The organism is Burkholderia sp. BDU5, from assembly GCF_001522845.1.
Lineage (GTDB): Bacteria > Pseudomonadota > Gammaproteobacteria > Burkholderiales > Burkholderiaceae > Burkholderia > Burkholderia mayonis.
In genome coordinates, this window is sequence record NZ_LOWC01000053.1 from 147,573 (window position 1) to 162,809 (window position 15,237).

Sequence of the window (15,237 nt, forward strand, 5' to 3'; positions counted from 1 at the left end):
GCGGGACGGAACGGAAAGCGCGAGTGTAGCGCACCGCAGTGCGCGCGCGGCAGCGGGACGGCCGGAAGATCGCCAGCGGGCTGCGGGTTGCGTGCGGCGAGCGTGGCCGACGGGACGGTGCGCCGGGCGCGTTCGGAGTATCCGGGCTGCGTGGGGGCGGCTCGAGCGGCAGGCGTGGTTGGCGTTGCCGGGAGTGTTGGAATTGCCGGCGCGTCCGGCGCGTTTGAGGCAATGGATGGGGGGCGATCGACGACGATTGATTCGAGCGGAGGCGGTGCCGGCGTCCGCAATGCGTCGCCGGACATCCGCGTTACCCGACGAGCCGTCCGCGCCGAACGCGCAGCCCTTTTTTCGCGAGCGCGGGCGCGATGCCGCCGAGCGTGTTGAGCGTGTCGCCGCCGTGCGCGTGGCAGATCGCCATCCCGAGCGCGTCGGCCGCGTCGGTGCCGGGCCGTCCGGACAGACTCAGCAGGCGTGCGACCATTTCCTGCATCTGCTCTTTCGTCGCGCGTCCGTAGCCGACCACCGCCTGCTTGAGCTGCAGCGCCGTGTATTCGGCGACGGGCAGGCCGCCCGACACGAGCCCGCAGATCGCCGCGCCGCGCGCCTGGCCGAGAAGCAGCGTCGATTGCGGATTGACGTTGACGAACACTTTTTCGATCGCCGCCTGATCGGGGGTGTGCTCGCGGATCAACGTCGAGATGCCGTCGTAGATCGTGCCGAGCCGCGTGGGCAGGTCGGCCGTGGGGGTCTTGATCACGCCGCTTGCGACGTACGCGAGCTGATGGCCGCTGACGTCGATCACGCCGAAGCCCGTGACGCGCAAGCCGGGGTCGATGCCGATGATTCGCATGAAAAAACGGAAAAGCTGTCTGCGTCCGATACTACACGAATGACGCGGGATCTCGGCGAAGGCGGGGCGCAATCGCCGAACCGAAAAGCCACTGCGCCGAAAAATCACCGCGTGCCCCGTCGAGATCGCACGTCCGATAAAAAACCCGGCGGTGAGACACCGCCGGGTTTCGCTGAAAACGACGCGTCGCGAGAATCAGTGACGGAAGTGGCGCACGCCCGTCAGCACCATCGCGATGTTGTGCTCGTCGGCTGCGGCGATCACTTCGTCGTCGCGCACGGAGCCGCCCGGCTGGATCACGCAGGTCGCGCCCGCCGTGACGACGACGTCGAGGCCGTCGCGGAACGGGAAGAAGGCGTCCGACGCGACCGCCGAGCCGGCGAGCGTGAGGTCCGCGTTCTGCGCCTTGATGCTAGCGATGCGCGCCGAATCGACGCGGCTCATCTGGCCCGCGCCAACGCCGAGCGTCATCCCGTTGCCGCAGAACACGATTGCGTTCGACTTCACGTACTTCGCGACGCGCCATGCGAACAGCAGGTCGTCCATTTCCTTCGGCGTCGGGTGGCGCTTCGTGACGACGCGCAGCTCGCGCGGCTGGACGTTCTTCGAATCGAGCGACTGCACGAGCAGGCCGCCGCCGACGCGCTTCAGGTCGAACGCGTTGTGGCCGTCGCCCAGCGCGATCTCGAGGAGACGCACGTTCTGCTTCGCCGCGAACACCTGCTTCGCCGCATCCGAGAACGACGGCGCGATCAGCACTTCGACGAACTGCTTCGCCACCGCTTGCGCGGCGGCTTCGTCGACTTCGCGGTTGAACGCGATGATGCCGCCGAACGCCGACGTCGGATCGGTCTGGAACGCCTTCGCGTACGCTTCGGCCGCATCCGCGCCGAGCGCGACGCCGCACGGATTCGCGTGCTTGATGATCACGCATGCGGGCGCGTCGAACGTCTTCACGCATTCCCACGCGGCGTCCGAATCGGCGATGTTGTTGTACGACAGTTCCTTGCCCTGCAACTGGCGGTAGTTCGCGAGCGCGCCGGCCGGCGTCGCGATGTCGCGATAGAACGCGGCGCTCTGGTGCGGGTTTTCGCCGTAGCGCAGGTCCTGCACCTTGTCGAACGCGAGGTTCAGCGTCGCCGGGTACGGGTTGCGCGAGTCGTGCTGCAGGTCTTCCGTCAGGCTCGTCAGATAGTTCGTGATCGCGCCGTCGTACTGCGCGGTGTGCGCGAACACCTTGGTCGCGAGGCGGAAGTTCGTCTTGTAGCCGACCGTGTTGCCGTTCGCCTTCATTTCGTCGAGCACGACCGCGTAGTCGGCCGGATCGACGACGACCGTCACGTCGCGGTGGTTCTTCGCCGCCGAGCGCAGCATCGTCGGGCCGCCGATGTCGATGTTCTCGATCGCGTCGGCGAGCGTGCAGTCGTCCTTCGCAATCGTCTGGACGAACGGATACAGGTTCACGACGAGGAGATCGATCGTCGGAATCCCGTGCGCTTCGAGCGCCTGCATGTGCTCGGGCAGGTCGCGGCGAGCGAGGATGCCGCCATGCACCTTCGGGTGCAGCGTCTTCACGCGCCCATCGAGCATTTCCGGGAAGCCGGTGTAGTCGGCCACTTCGGTGACGGGCAGGCCCGCGTCGGCGAGCAGTTTCGCGGTGCCGCCCGTCGACAGCAGCTTGACGCCGAGTTCGGACAGCGCTTTTGCGAAGTCGACGATGCCGGTCTTGTCGGAAACGGAAATGAGCGCTTGCTTGATCATGATGGAACCACCAATAGCCAGAAAACGGGGACGGGGCGGCCGCCTACAGCAGGCCGTGCTGCTGCAGCTTCTTGCGCAGCGTGTTGCGATTGATGCCGAGGTACTCCGCGGCGAGCGACTGGTTGCCGCCCGCCTGTTCGAGCACGACTTCGAGCATAGGCTTTTCGACGCACGACATCACCATCTCGTAGACGTCGTGCGGATTGGAGCCGTCGAGATCCCGGAAGTAGCCACCCAGGCTGTCGCGGACGCATTGTTCGATGTTGTGCTTGCTCATGCTGCTAATTGGTTAGGATCGCCCGGCTCGCCGCGGCCGCCGTCTTCTTCGTCCACGTAGACGAGGCGGTCGGACAATGCCTGTTGCGCGTCGAAGAATTCGTTGACGGCGGCAAGTTGCTCGCGCGTGGAATCGAGCGTATTCATCCGGTGCCGGAATCCGTTGGCACCGGAAAGGCCGCGAGTGTACCAGCCGATGTGCTTGCGCGCAGTACGGACTCCCGTGAATTCGCCGTAGAACGCGTAGTGATCCTCGAGGTGCTCGTTCATCACCTGGCGGATCTCGTCGATGCGCGGCGGCGGCAGGAGCTCGCCGCTTTGCAGGAAATGACCGATTTCTCGAAAAAGCCATGGCCTTCCTTGCGCCGCGCGGCCGATCATCAGCGCGTCGGCGCCCGTTGCTTCGAGCACCGCCTTCGCTTTCTGCGGCGACGTAATGTCGCCGTTCGCGACGACCGGAATGTGCACCGCACTCTTCACGGCAGCGATCGTGTCGTATTCGGCGTCGCCGCGGTACAGATCGGCGCGGGTTCTGCCGTGCACGGTCAGCATCGAGATGCCGGCTGCCTCGGCGAGCTTCGCGACCATGATCGCGTTCTTGTGTTCGCGGTCCCAGCCGGTCCGGATCTTCAGTGTGACGGGCACCGCATCAGGCCCCGTGCCGACCGCGGCGACCACCGCCTCGACGATTCGCTGCACGAGCGGTTCGTTCTGCAGCAGCGCGGAGCCGGCGGCGACGTTGCAGACCTTCTTCGCCGGACAGCCCATGTTGATGTCGATGATCTGCGCGCCGTTCGCGACGTTGTGACGCGCGGCCTCGGCCATCATCGCCGGATCGGCGCCCGCGATCTGCACTGCGATCGGTTCGACTTCGCCCGCGTGGTTCGCGCGGCGCATCGTCTTCTCGCTCTTCCACAACTGCGCGTTCGACGCGACCATCTCGGACACGGCGTAGCCCGCGCCGAGCCGTTTGCACAGCTGGCGGAACGGCCGGTCCGTGACGCCCGCCATCGGGGCGACGAACAGATTGTTGCGCAGGACGTGAGAGCCTAGGACGGGCATCGCAATGGGAGCGCCCGCGCGGGGCGCGGGCGGGGGGCAGGCGAAAGGGAAAACGCGCATTTTACCGTAACCGCTGGTGCCGCCGAATTAGGCAACTGTCGGCAATCGTTAAATCGTCGATGAATATTGCGTGAATGTGGGATGGCGCATCGTGCGTGGCTGCAAAGCGGAGTACACGCGATGCGTCGGGAGGTCGTTTCGGGACGCGCGAACCGGCCATGCGAGCGATGTCGCCGACGATGCCGTGCGCGCGTGCTTTGCGGTCGCGCCGATGCGTCGTGCGGCGTTGCCGCGTGCGTGCCGGCGTAGGCTGTGTGCCGGAAGGCGTACGCGAGGTGAGAGATTAGAATCTGGATGTCAGCCGTCAGCCGTCAGCCGTCAGCCGTCAGCCGTCAGCCGATTCTGTCGAAAAACGCGCTGACCATGGGCGGAGCCAGATTCCCAAGAGCCCTCTTCCTTGGCAGGCGCCCAAGCGTGGCTTGTCGAGCGATCTGACGGGGTGGTTCTTCGCGAATGGCAAGCGAGGTTTCGGAAACGGCGTTTTTCAACGGAATCGGCCATCAACCCGATCGTCAGCCAGCCGCTCGACGCCGAACGCTCAACGCCACCCGCCTCACCGCCGCTGCCCGAACATCATCTGCCGCGCGATCGCGGTCTTGAGCGGCGGCACGAATTCGAGCGCGGTGAGCGCCGCGCCGCGCAGCACGGCGAGCGGTCGCGAGTCGACGGTGAAAAGGCGTGCGAGCGTGTCGGTCGCGCCGATCGTGAGGCGCCTGTCGAGCGCGCGGCGCGCGTTGAACGTCGCGAGCGCGAGCGGTGTCGCGCCGTGTTCGGACAGCGTCTCGGCGAGCGTGTGCGCGTCGCGCAGCCCGAGGTTGAGCCCCTGGCCCGCGACCGGGTGCAGCGTTTGCGCGGCGTTGCCGACGATCGCGATCCGTCTGTCGACGAGCGTTTCCGCCGCAGCGAGTCCGAGCGGGAACGCCGCGCGCCCGACGATTTGCGTGAAGCGTCCCATCCGCGCGCCGAACATCGCGCCGAGTTCCTGCAGGAATGCGTCGTCGGACAATTCGCTGCGCCGCCGCGCGACATCGGGCGCGCAGCACCAGACGAGCGCGTAGTCCGCCTGCCGCGGGCCGCCGAGCGGCAGCAGCGCGAGCGGGCCTTCGGCGGTGAAGCGCTCCCACGCGACGCGCGGCCGCGGCGCCGACACCGTGACGGTGCCGACGAGCGCCGTCTGCCCGTAGTCGCGGCTCTTCGCACTCTCGGTCAGCTTGCGCTTCCGGTCGTCGAAGAGGCCGCCCTCCGCGTTGACGAGCACGCGCGCGCGCAACTCGCGCGTGCCTTGCAGCGTGTCGAGCGTGATCGTCGCGCCGTCGGCGTCCTGCGTCGGCGAATGCGCGGACGTCGACGTGAACCAGTGCGCGCGCGTGCCGCGCACCGCGCGCGCGAGCGCCTGCACGATCGAGCCGTAGCGCACGACGTAGCCGAGCGCGGCGAGGTCGTGCTCGTCGCGATCGATCAGCGTGCGGCCGAAGTGGCCGCGCTGCGACACGTGGATGTGCTCGATCGGCGTCGCGTCGCCCGGCCAGCCGAGCGTATCGAGCAGCATCCGGCTGCCGTGCGACACGGCAATCGCGCGAGGATCGTTCGCGCTCGCGTCGGGATCGCGTGCGTCGATCAGCGCGACGGACAGCGCACGGGTCGCACTGCGGCGCGCGAGCCAGCCGGCGAGCGCGAGCCCGACCGGCCCGGCGCCGACGATCGCGATATCGAAGTCGAAAGCAGGCGAAGGGGCGGCGGTCGTCATCGTTCGTGAATCGTGGGTCTCGGTGGGAAGCAGCGGGTGCGGGTCACGGCTGCGGGCGGACGGTCTGGGTCGGCGCATCGCGCATCAGCGCCTCGATCTCGTCCGCGGCCACCGGCACGTCGCGCGTGATCAGCTCGCATCCCGTCGGCGTGACGAACGCGTCGTCCTCGATCCGGATGCCGATGTCCCAGAATGCCTGTGGCACGTCGTCGGCCGGACGCACGTACAGCCCCGGCTCGATCGTGAGCGCCATCCCCGCGTGCAGCACGCGCGACGGCAGCGCGCCGTCGTCGTCGCGCGGCGCGCGGCGCTCGCGGTAGTCGCCGCAGTCGTGCACGTCCATCCCGAGCCAGTGGCCCGTGCGGTGCATGTAGAAGCGCGTGTACGCGCGCTCGGCGATCACGTCGTCGACGCTCGCGAAGCGAGTCTTCGGCACGAGGCCGGTGTCGAGCATGCCCTGTGCGAGCACGCGCACCGCGGCGTCGTGCGGCGCGTCGAATGCGGCGCCCGCGCGCGTCGCCGCGATCGCCGCTTCCTGCGCGGCGAGCACGATCTCGTAGAGCGCGCGCTGCGGGCCTGAAAAGCGGCCGTTCGCCGGGAACGTGCGCGTGATGTCGGATGCGTAGCCGTCGAGCTCGCATGCCGCGTCGATCAGGATCAGGTCGCCGTCCTCGACGATCGCGTCGCCCGCCGGGTAGTGGAGCACGCACGCGTTCGCGCCCGTCGCGACGATCGAGCCGTACGCGGGCGATTGCGCGCCGTGGCGGCGGAACGTGTAAAGCAACTCGGCTTCGAGTTCGTATTCGCGGATGCCAGGTCGGCATGCGGCCATCGCGCGAAGGTGCGCGAGCGCGGAAATCCCGGCCGCGCGGCGCATGATCGCTTGCTCGTGCGCGTCCTTGACAAGCCGCATGTCGTCGAGCAGCGGCCCGAGATCGAACGCGGCGCCTGGCGCGGCGACGCCTGCGCGGGCGCGCGAGCGCACCGCGTCGAGCCAGCCGTTCAGGCGGCCGTCGAATTCGGTCGAAACGCCGAAGCGATAAAAGAGCGCGTGCGCATCGGCGACGATGCGCGGCATTTCGGCGTCGAGCGCGTCGTATGGGAACGCGGCGTCGAAGCCGAACGCGTCCCGCGCGGCCTCGGGCCCGAAATGGAACCCTTCCCAGATTTCGCGCTCGGGATTCTTCGCGCGGCAGAACAGGATCGCACGCGGCGCGTCGTCCGTCGCCGACGCGTCGAGGACGAGGAGCGCGTCGGGCTCGGTGAAGCCCGTCAGGTAGTAGAAGTAGCTGTCGTGCCGGTACGGATAGCCGCTGTCGCGATTGCGGAGCACTTCCGGCGCGGTGGGCACGATGGCGACGCCGCCGCCTTGCGCGCGCAGCGATGCCAGCACGCGGTCACGGCGCTGGCGGTAGACGTCGAGGGCGATGGCGGGTTCGGTCGGTTGATTCATCACGCGATTGTAGCGCCGTCGCGCGGGTCGCGCGCGACGGGTGGGGGCGGCGGGCCGTCGGTCGTGCGGCGGCGATGCGGCCGCCACGGCGCGCACGCAACGACGCACCGTGCGCGGCGCGATGCCGTGCGGTCCGCGGGAAATCACGCTTGGCCGGCACGCGCCGGTGCAAAACGGCAGCTCGGGCCCGCGGCAAAAGCCGGACGGCCGCAACGCGAAACCGCACGGCGCAACCTCCGCTGTCTTGCCCGGTCGCGCGGCCCGCGCGGCGGCCGCGATTGTTGCAAACCATCCACAGGCCGGATGGCCGATTATCAACGGAGACGCAACGGCCGGTTATGATCGGCGACAACGTATACTCTCGGGCGGTATTCCCGACAGAAGACAGATGATGAAATTAATCGGTTCGCTCAGCAGCCCGTTCGTCCGCAAGGCGCGAATCGTGCTCGCTGAAAAGAAGATCGACTACAAGCTGGAGCTCGAGAACGTCTGGGCGCCGGACACCGACATCCATGCGTCGAACCCGCTCGGCAAGGTGCCGTGCCTCGTGATGGAGGACGGCGCCGCCGTGTTCGATTCGCGCGTGATCTGCGAATACGTCGACACGCTTTCGCCCGTCGGCAAGCTGATCCCGCCGTCCGGACGCGAGCGCGTCGAGGTGCGGTGCTGGGAGGCGCTCGGCGACGGCGTGCTCGACGCGTCGGTCGCAATTCGTATCGAGCACACGCAGCGCGAGCCGCAGCAGCGCAGCGACGCATGGATCGCGCGCCAGCAGCGCAAGATCGACGACGGTCTCGTCGCGATGTCGCAGGGCCTGGGCGGCAAGATGTGGTGCGTCGGCAATCACTACACGCTTGCCGACATCGCGCTCGGCTGCACGCTCGGCTACCTCGATTTCCGGATGCCCGAAATCAACTGGCGCGAGCGCCATCCGAATCTCGACAAGCATTTCGTGAAGCTGTCGCAGCGCCAGCCGTTCGTCGACACAGTGCCGCAGTGACGCGACGCCGCGCGCGGCGTCGATGACAAAACGCCCCGTTACCGGGGCGTTTTTCGTTTGACGCGCGGCGCGTGGGCGGCGCGCGACGTTTCGATGCGCGAGCCGACGGCCAAGCTCGCCGGCTGCTCGCGATCGCGGTGCGCCACGCCGCGGCGACTTACGAGAAAACGCCCTTCCGAGGGGCGTTTTTCTGTCGAACTAGGCGCGCGCCGGCGCGCTTCCGCCGATGCGCGCGTACCCGCTCTCGCCGAGTGAGAACGAGTCGCTGCGCGCGACGGGCCACCATGTCTCGTACAGCGAGAAGCCGCAATGGTCGCCGTTCAGCAGCGCACCCGGCTCCAGATACTTGAGCAACTGCGACATCAGTCGCACTTCGTGCGGCGCGACGCGCTGCACGATGTGATGCGCGCGCAGCTCGGACGGATGCGACAGCCCCGCCGCCTGCACGAGTTCCTGCAGCGCGTGCAGCGTGTTGCGATGGAAGCCGTGGACGCGCTCCGCCTTGTCCGGCACGACGAGCGCGCGCTGGCGCACCGGGTCCTGCGTCGCGACGCCCGTCGGGCAGCGGTCCGTATGGCAGTGCTGCGCCTGGATGCAGCCGACCGCGAACATGAAGCCGCGCGCCGAGTTCACCCAGTCCGCGCCGATCGCGAGCGTGCGCGCGATGTCGAACGCGGTGATGATCTTGCCGCTTGCGCCGAGCTTCACCTGATCGCGCAGCCGGATCCCGACGAGCGTGTTGTGCACGAGGAGGAGCCCTTCCTGCAGCGGCACGCCGACGTGATCGGTGAATTCGAGGGGCGCCGCGCCGGTGCCGCCTTCCGCGCCGTCGACGACGATGAAGTCCGGCACGATGCCCGTCTCGAGCATCGCCTTCGCGATCCCGAAGAATTCCCACGGATGGCCGACGCACAGCTTGAAGCCCGTCGGCTTGCCGCCCGACAGCTCGCGCAGCCGTTCGACGAACTCGAGCAACCCGCGCGGCGTCGAGAACGCCGAATGCGCGGCGGGCGACACGCAATCCTTGCCCATCGGCACGCCGCGCGTCTCGGCGATCTCGGGCGTGATCTTCGCGGCGGGCAGCACGCCGCCGTGGCCGGGCTTCGCGCCTTGCGACAGCTTCACCTCGATCATCTTCACCTGCGGGTCGCGCGCCTGCTTCTCGAACTTGTCCGGATCGAACGTGCCGTCGTCGCGGCGGCAGCCGAAGTAGCCGGAGCCGATCTCCCAGATGATGTCGCCGCCGTGCTCGCGGTGATATTTCGACAGCGAGCCTTCGCCCGTGTCGTGCGCGAAGCCGCCTTGCTTCGCGCCCAGGTTCAGCGCGCGGATCGCGTTCGCCGATAGCGCGCCGAAGCTCATCGCCGAAATGTTGAAGATCGAGATGTCGTACGGCGCTTGGCGCATCGCGCCGACGCGGACCCGGAAATCGTGGCCGGCCAGCTTCGTCGGCGCGAGCGAATGGCTGATCCATTCGTGCGCGACCGCCTTCACGTCGAGCTCGGTGCCGTACGGCCGGTTGTCGGCGACGTTCTTCGCGCGCTGATAGACGAGGCTGCGCTGCGCGCGCGAGAACGGCTTTTCGTCGGTGTCGTCTTCGACGAAGTACTGGCGGATTTCAGGACGGATGAATTCGAACAGGAAGCGCAGATGGCCCCACAGCGGGTAATTGCGCAGGATCGCGTGGCGGTCCTGCTTCAGGTCGTACAGGCCGAGCGCGACGAGCGCGGCGACGGGCGCGATCCACAGCCACGAGATCGCATGCCGGGCCGCGAGCACGGCGACGGCCGCGAAGAGGGCGACCGCGCACCACATCGCGAGATAACGTCGAGAAAGCATGGGGACTCCATATCGTTTTTCGGATGCCGCCATGCGTCGACGAGCGGCGCGGCGGCGGGCGCGGACGCGGACGCCGCCGTGCCGGCGCGCCGTCCGTCGCGTGCCGCAAGTCTAAACCGATCGGGGGTCAGCGCGCTTCGGCGAGCGCGGGCGCGCCGCCCGCGTGCGCGGCGTCGGGGCGTCCCGTTGCCGCGGATTCGATGATGCCGCCGCCGAGGCACACGTCGCCGTCGTACAGCACCGCCGACTGGCCGGGCGTGACCGCCCATTGCGGCTCGTCGAACGTCAGCGAGAAGCGCTCGCCGCTTGCGTCGGCTGCAACGCCGCTCGCCGCGCCGCCGCCCGACGCGGCCCGGCCTGACGCGGCCCGGCCTGGCGCGGCCCGGCCGAAAATACAAGCCGCGTCGGCCTGCCGATAGCGGGTCTTCGCGCCGCACGCGAAGCCGTCGATGGGCAGTTCGCCCGCGACCCAACTGACATTGCCCGCGACGAGCTCGCGCGACAGCAGCCACGGATGATCGTGGCCCTGCACGACGTAGAGCGTGTTCGACGCAATGTCCTTCGCCGCGACGAACCACGGCTCGCCGCTGCCGTCCTTGCTGCCGCCGAGCCCGATGCCCTTCCTCTGGCCGAACGTGTAGAACGCGAGGCCGATGTGCTCGCCGACCGTCTTGCCGTCGGGCGTCTTCATCGGGCCGGGCTTCGTCGGCAGATAGCGGTTCAGGAAATCGCGGAACGGGCGCTCGCCGATGAAGCAGATGCCCGTCGAATCCTTCTTCTTCGCGTTCGGCAGCCCGATCTGCTCGGCGATCTCGCGCACCTTCGTCTTCGGGATTTCGCCGAGCGGGAACAGCGTCTTCGACAACTGCGCCTGATTGAGGCGATGCAGGAAGTACGACTGGTCTTTCGTATGATCGAACGCCTTCAGGAGCTCGAAGCGGCCGTCGCGCTCGCGCACGCGCGCGTAATGGCCGGTCGCGATCGTCTGGGCGCCGAGCGACATCGCGTGATCGAGGAACGCCTTGAACTTGATCTCCGCGTTGCACAGCACGTCCGGATTCGGCGTGCGGCCCGCCGAGTATTCGCGCAGGAATTCGGCGAACACGCGGTCCTTGTATTCGGCAGCGAAGTTCACCGCCTCGACGTCGATGCCGATCAGGTCCGCGACCGACACGACATCGATCCAGTCCTGCCGCGTCGAGCAGTATTCGCCGTCGTCGTCGTCTTCCCAGTTCTTCATGAAGAGGCCGACGACGTCGTAGCCCTGTTCCTTCAGCAGCCATGCGGTGACCGACGAATCGACGCCGCCCGACATGCCCACCACGACTCGGCGCTTCGTCATTTGCCCGCCGCCTGATGATCCGGGGCCGCGCGATACGGCGCGACCGAATGCGTATGCACGAAATCGAGCGGCACGCGGCGGCCGGCGAGGTAGTCGTCGACGCAGCGCATCACGGCGGGCGACCGATGGCGATCCTCGCAGGCGCGCAGTTCGTCGGCCGTCATCCACAACGTGCGGACGATGCCGTCGTCGAGCGTGTGATTGGCGAGCGCGTCGCCCGCGCGGCCGCAGAACGTGAAGCGCAGGTAGGTCGCGCCGGCGCTCGCCGGGCGCGCGTAGTGCGCGAGATACACGCCGACGAGCGCGTCCGGCTCGAACGGATGCGCGGTTTCCTCGAGCGTCTCGCGGATCACCGCTTCGACGAGGGTCTCGCCGGCTTCGAGGTGGCCCGCCGGCTGATTGATGCGCAGGCCGGACGACGTATGTTCTTCGATCACGAGAAAGCGCCCGTCGCGTTCGACGATCGCGGCGACCGTCACGTGCGGGGTCCAGATTTCGGGTTTCATAGCCGTGCATTTTACCGGTTGCGCCGCGCTGCTGCCGGATTCGCGTATAGCGCGGTTCCGACCCCGACGCAACTCCGGGCGTTGCCCACGTGCACACGCCAGTCGACCGGGAAGGGGTCGCATTGCTGATTCGTCGCCGCTTTCGGTTAAAGTGGCGCCTGAAACAGCCGTTGCCTTCGAGCCGGTATGTCAGTCGTCCGGCTCGCCGTCGCAGTAGAACAAACGAAGAGGAGGGATCGACGATGCATATCGGAGTGCCTGCCGAAACGCGGGCGAACGAGGCGCGCGTGGCGGCGACGCCGGAGACGGTCAAGAAATACGCGGCGGCCGGCCACCGCGTGACGGTCGAGCGCGGCGCAGGCGTGGCCGCGAGCTTTCCGGACGACGCATACGCGGCCGCCGGCGCCGAGCTGACCGACGCGGCCACCGCGTTCGGCGCGGACATCGTGCTGAAGGTGCAGGCGCCCACCGATGCGGAGGCCGCGCAGCTGAAGCGCGGCGCGACGCTCGTCGGGATGCTCGAGCCGTTCAACGCCGAGCAGGCGGCGCGTCTGGCGGCGGCGGGCGTCACGGGCTTCGCGCTCGAAGCCGCGCCGCGCACGACGCGCGCGCAGAGCCTCGACGTGCTGTCGTCGCAGGCGAACATCGCCGGCTACAAGGCGGTGCTCGTCGCCGCGGCGCTGTATCCGCGCTTCTTTCCGATGCTGATGACGGCCGCGGGCACCGTGAAGGCCGCGCGCGTGCTGATCCTTGGCGCGGGCGTCGCGGGGCTGCAGGCGATCGCGACCGCGAAGCGCCTCGGCGCCGTCATCGAAGCGTCCGACGTGCGTCCCGCAGTGAAGGAGCAGATCGAATCGCTCGGCGCGAAATTCCTCGACGTTCCTTACGAAACGCAAGAAGAGCGCGACGCGGCAGAAGGCGTCGGCGGCTACGCGCGGCCGATGCCGGCGTCGTGGCTGGGGCGTCAGGCGGCGCTCGTGCACGAGCGCGCGAAGCAGGCCGACATCGTCATCACGACCGCGCTGATTCCGGGCCGTCCCGCGCCGACGCTGATTTCCGTCGAGACCGTGCAGTCGATGAAGCCGGGCTCGGTGCTCGTCGATCTCGCGGCGGGCCGCGGCCCCGAATTCGACGGCCGCAAGAGCGGCAACTGCCCGCTCACCGTCGCCGACCAGGTGATCGTCCATCAGGGCGTGACGATCGCCGGCTACACGAACCTGGCCGCGATGGTGCCCGCCGACGCGTCATCGCTCTACGCGCGCAATCTGTTCGACTTCCTGAAGCTGATCGTCACGAAGGAAGGCGCGCTCAACATCGATCTTTCGGACGACATCGTCGCCGCGATGCTTCTGTGTCGCGACGGCGAGGTCGCGCGCAAATAACGGGAGGCGGGATGGAGATCATCAATCACACGGTCATCAACGTGATCATCTTCGTGCTGGCGGTGTACGTCGGCTACCACGTGGTCTGGAACGTGACGCCCGCGCTGCACACGCCGCTGATGGCGGTGACGAACGCGATCTCGGCGATCGTGATCGTCGGCGCGATGCTCGCGGCCGCACTGACGCTGGGCGGCGTCGGCAAGTTCTTCGGCACGCTCGCCGTCGCGCTCGCGGCCGTCAACGTGTTCGGCGGCTTTCTCGTGACGAGGCGCATGCTCGAGATGTTCAAGAAGAAAGAGCCGAAGCAGGCGAACGGCAAGGCGAAGGAGGGCGCGCGATGAGCATGAACGTCGTCACGCTGCTGTACCTCGTTGCGTCGGTGTGCTTCATCCAGGCGCTGAAGGGCCTGTCGAATCCGAAGAGCGCTAGACGAGGCAATCTATTCGGAATGGTCGGGATGGCGATCGCGATCCTGACGACCGTCGCGCTGATCGTCAAGCAGGCCGCCTGGCTCGGCGCGAACCTGCCGCTCGGCCTCGGGCTCGTGTTCGGCGCGCTCGTGATCGGCGGCGCGGTCGGTGCGGTGATCGCCGCGCGCGTCGAGATGACGAAGATGCCGGAGCTCGTCGCGGCGATGCACTCGCTGATCGGTCTCGCGGCCGTGTGCATCGCGGTCGCGGTCGTGGCCGAGCCGGAGGCGTTCGGGCTCGTGCCGCAGGATGCGGCGTCGCCGAACTTCATTCCGTTCGGCAACCGGATCGAGCTCTTCATCGGCACGTTCGTCGGCGCGATCACGTTCTCCGGCTCGGTGATCGCGTTCGGCAAGCTGTCGGGCAAGTACAAGTTCCGGCTCTTTCAGGGCGCGCCCGTCGTCTATCCGGGGCAGCATCTGATCAACCTGATGCTCGCGCTCGGCATGCTCGGCTTCGGCATCCTGTTCTTCGTGACGCAGTCGTGGCTGCCGTTCGGGATCATGACGGCGATCGCGTTCGCGCTGGGCGTGCTGATCATCATCCCGATCGGCGGCGCGGACATGCCGGTCGTCGTGTCGATGCTGAACTCGTATTCGGGCTGGGCGGCGGCGGGCATCGGCTTTTCGCTGAACAACGCGATGCTGATCATCGCGGGCTCGTTGGTCGGCTCGTCGGGCGCGATCCTGTCGTACATCATGTGCCACGCGATGAACCGCTCGTTCTTCAACGTGCTGCTGGGCGGCTTCGGCGCCGAGCCGGGCACGGCGGCGAGCGGCGGCTCGCAGGAGCAGCGGCCGGTGAAGTCGGGTTCCGCGGAAGACGCGTCGTTCATGCTCGGCAACGCCGAAACGGTCGTGATCGTGCCGGGCTACGGGCTTGCCGTCGCGCGTGCGCAGCATGCGCTGAAGGAGCTGACCGACAAGCTCGTCGAGAAGGGCATCGACGTGCGCTATGCGATCCATCCGGTCGCGGGGCGGATGCCGGGCCACATGAACGTGCTGCTCGCGGAAGCGGAAGTGCCGTACGAGATCGTCCACGAGATGGAGGACATCAACGGCGAGTTCGGGCAGGTCGACGTGGTGCTCGTGCTCGGCGCGAACGACGTGGTGAATCCGGCTGCGAAGAACGATCCGAAATCGCCGATCGCGGGGATGCCGATCATCGAGGCGTACAAGGCGCGCACCGTGATCGTCAACAAGCGGTCGATGGCCGCGGGCTACGCGGGCCTCGACAACGAGCTCTTCTACATGGACAAGACGATGATGGTCTTCGGCGATGCGAAGAAAGTCATCGAGGACATGGTGAAGTCGGTCGAGTAAGCGATGCGCGGGCGCGCCGGCGTCGGCCGGGGCGCTCGCCGTTCGCGTACAGGGCGCCGATCGGCGCGCGGCCCGCGGGGCGGCGCATCGTTTCGGCGTTTTTCTTTTTGTCTGCGGCTGACGCATGTACGTCGCGGATCGCCACATGCGATTCGAGCGATTCG

13 protein-coding genes are annotated in these 15,237 nt (G+C 67.9%); 4 read left to right on the forward strand and 9 right to left on the reverse strand.

The features are described from left to right. Nucleotides 1-310: 310 nt before the first annotated feature. The 6 genes from ruvC to WS69_RS10920 form a co-directional block, all read right to left on the reverse strand. Nucleotides 311-853, reverse strand: a complete 543-nt coding sequence (gene ruvC, locus WS69_RS10895; RefSeq protein ID WP_059470779.1) for a crossover junction endodeoxyribonuclease RuvC — start codon at nucleotides 851-853, stop codon at nucleotides 311-313. Between the two features lie 195 nt (nucleotides 854-1,048). Beyond that, nucleotides 1,049-2,614 (reverse strand): bifunctional phosphoribosylaminoimidazolecarboxamide formyltransferase/IMP cyclohydrolase, encoded by a 1,566-nt coding sequence (purH, locus tag WS69_RS10900; RefSeq protein WP_059470780.1) that lies wholly within the window; start codon nucleotides 2,612-2,614, stop codon nucleotides 1,049-1,051. A gap of 43 nt (nucleotides 2,615-2,657) precedes the next feature. Further along, on the reverse strand, nucleotides 2,658-2,891 hold the full coding sequence (locus WS69_RS10905) for a Fis family transcriptional regulator (protein ID WP_059470781.1): 234 nt from the start codon (nucleotides 2,889-2,891) through the stop codon (nucleotides 2,658-2,660). Then, nucleotides 2,888-3,952, reverse strand: a complete 1,065-nt coding sequence (dusB, locus tag WS69_RS10910; protein ID WP_059470782.1) for a tRNA dihydrouridine synthase DusB — start codon at nucleotides 3,950-3,952, stop codon at nucleotides 2,888-2,890. Before dusB ends, WS69_RS10905 begins: the two co-directional genes overlap by 4 nt. A 613-nt stretch (nucleotides 3,953-4,565) precedes the next feature. After that, complete coding sequence (locus WS69_RS10915) at nucleotides 4,566-5,759, reverse strand: UbiH/UbiF/VisC/COQ6 family ubiquinone biosynthesis hydroxylase (RefSeq protein WP_059470783.1); 1,194 nt, start codon at nucleotides 5,757-5,759, stop codon at nucleotides 4,566-4,568. A gap of 43 nt (nucleotides 5,760-5,802) precedes the next feature. Then, nucleotides 5,803-7,212 carry an aminopeptidase P N-terminal domain-containing protein gene (locus WS69_RS10920; RefSeq protein ID WP_059470784.1) on the reverse strand — a complete coding sequence of 470 codons (1,410 nt, stop codon included), beginning with the start codon at nucleotides 7,210-7,212 and terminating at the stop codon, nucleotides 5,803-5,805. Nucleotides 7,213-7,600: 388 nt separating this feature from the next. On the opposite strand from WS69_RS10920, the gene WS69_RS10925 reads away from it, so the two are divergent. Next, a complete protein-coding gene (locus WS69_RS10925; RefSeq protein WP_059470785.1) occupies nucleotides 7,601-8,212 on the forward strand; it encodes a glutathione S-transferase family protein in 612 nt (203 codons plus the stop codon). 198 nt (nucleotides 8,213-8,410) lie between these two features. Here the strand turns inward: WS69_RS10925 and WS69_RS10930 are convergent, their stop codons facing one another. From WS69_RS10930 to WS69_RS10940, 3 genes are all read right to left on the reverse strand, one after another. Next, on the reverse strand, nucleotides 8,411-10,051 hold the full coding sequence (locus WS69_RS10930; RefSeq protein ID WP_059470786.1) for an FMN-binding glutamate synthase family protein: 1,641 nt from the start codon (nucleotides 10,049-10,051) through the stop codon (nucleotides 8,411-8,413). Nucleotides 10,052-10,178: 127 nt separating this feature from the next. Then, a complete protein-coding gene (gene mnmA, locus WS69_RS10935) occupies nucleotides 10,179-11,393 on the reverse strand; it encodes a tRNA 2-thiouridine(34) synthase MnmA (RefSeq protein WP_059470787.1) in 1,215 nt (404 codons plus the stop codon). Then, a complete protein-coding gene (locus WS69_RS10940; protein ID WP_059470788.1) occupies nucleotides 11,390-11,899 on the reverse strand; it encodes an NUDIX hydrolase in 510 nt (169 codons plus the stop codon). Before WS69_RS10940 ends, mnmA begins: the two co-directional genes overlap by 4 nt. A 242-nt stretch (nucleotides 11,900-12,141) precedes the next feature. Here WS69_RS10940 and WS69_RS10945 point away from each other — a divergent pair, with 242 nt between their 5' ends. From WS69_RS10945 to WS69_RS10955, 3 genes are read left to right on the forward strand one after another with little or no spacing between them, the layout of a single operon-like run. Continuing rightward, nucleotides 12,142-13,281, forward strand: coding sequence for a Re/Si-specific NAD(P)(+) transhydrogenase subunit alpha (locus tag WS69_RS10945; protein WP_059470789.1), 1,140 nt, complete (start codon nucleotides 12,142-12,144; stop codon nucleotides 13,279-13,281). 11 nt (nucleotides 13,282-13,292) lie between these two features. After that, nucleotides 13,293-13,622 carry an NAD(P) transhydrogenase subunit alpha gene (locus tag WS69_RS10950; protein ID WP_059470790.1) on the forward strand — a complete coding sequence of 110 codons (330 nt, stop codon included), beginning with the start codon at nucleotides 13,293-13,295 and terminating at the stop codon, nucleotides 13,620-13,622. Continuing rightward, entirely contained in the window at nucleotides 13,619-15,073 is a 1,455-nt protein-coding gene (locus WS69_RS10955) for an NAD(P)(+) transhydrogenase (Re/Si-specific) subunit beta (protein WP_059470791.1), read from the forward strand. The genes WS69_RS10950 and WS69_RS10955 overlap by 4 nt, the downstream gene beginning before the upstream one ends. The last annotated feature ends 164 nt before the right edge of the window (nucleotides 15,074-15,237 follow it).

Excerpts from the sequence above, each read along its gene's own strand:
- WS69_RS10945 (WP_059470789.1), top strand. The coding sequence starts at position 12,142 with ATGCATATCGGAGTGCCTGCCGAAACGCGGGCGAACGAGGCGCGCGTG.
- WS69_RS10915 (WP_059470783.1), bottom strand. The coding sequence starts at position 5,759 with ATGACGACCGCCGCCCCTTCGCCTGCTTTCGACTTCGATATCGCGATC.
- purH (WP_059470780.1), bottom strand. The coding sequence starts at position 2,614 with ATGATCAAGCAAGCGCTCATTTCCGTTTCCGACAAGACCGGCATCGTC.
- WS69_RS10940 (WP_059470788.1), bottom strand. The coding sequence starts at position 11,899 with ATGAAACCCGAAATCTGGACCCCGCACGTGACGGTCGCCGCGATCGTC.
- WS69_RS10905 (WP_059470781.1), bottom strand. The coding sequence starts at position 2,891 with ATGAGCAAGCACAACATCGAACAATGCGTCCGCGACAGCCTGGGTGGC.
- WS69_RS10930 (WP_059470786.1), bottom strand. The coding sequence starts at position 10,051 with ATGCTTTCTCGACGTTATCTCGCGATGTGGTGCGCGGTCGCCCTCTTC.
- mnmA (WP_059470787.1), bottom strand. The coding sequence starts at position 11,393 with ATGACGAAGCGCCGAGTCGTGGTGGGCATGTCGGGCGGCGTCGATTCG.
- WS69_RS10920 (WP_059470784.1), bottom strand. The coding sequence starts at position 7,212 with ATGAATCAACCGACCGAACCCGCCATCGCCCTCGACGTCTACCGCCAG.
- WS69_RS10950 (WP_059470790.1), top strand. The coding sequence starts at position 13,293 with ATGGAGATCATCAATCACACGGTCATCAACGTGATCATCTTCGTGCTG.
- ruvC (WP_059470779.1), bottom strand. The coding sequence starts at position 853 with ATGCGAATCATCGGCATCGACCCCGGCTTGCGCGTCACGGGCTTCGGC.
- dusB (WP_059470782.1), bottom strand. The coding sequence starts at position 3,952 with ATGCCCGTCCTAGGCTCTCACGTCCTGCGCAACAATCTGTTCGTCGCC.
- WS69_RS10955 (WP_059470791.1), top strand. The coding sequence starts at position 13,619 with ATGAGCATGAACGTCGTCACGCTGCTGTACCTCGTTGCGTCGGTGTGC.
- WS69_RS10925 (WP_059470785.1), top strand. The coding sequence starts at position 7,601 with ATGATGAAATTAATCGGTTCGCTCAGCAGCCCGTTCGTCCGCAAGGCG.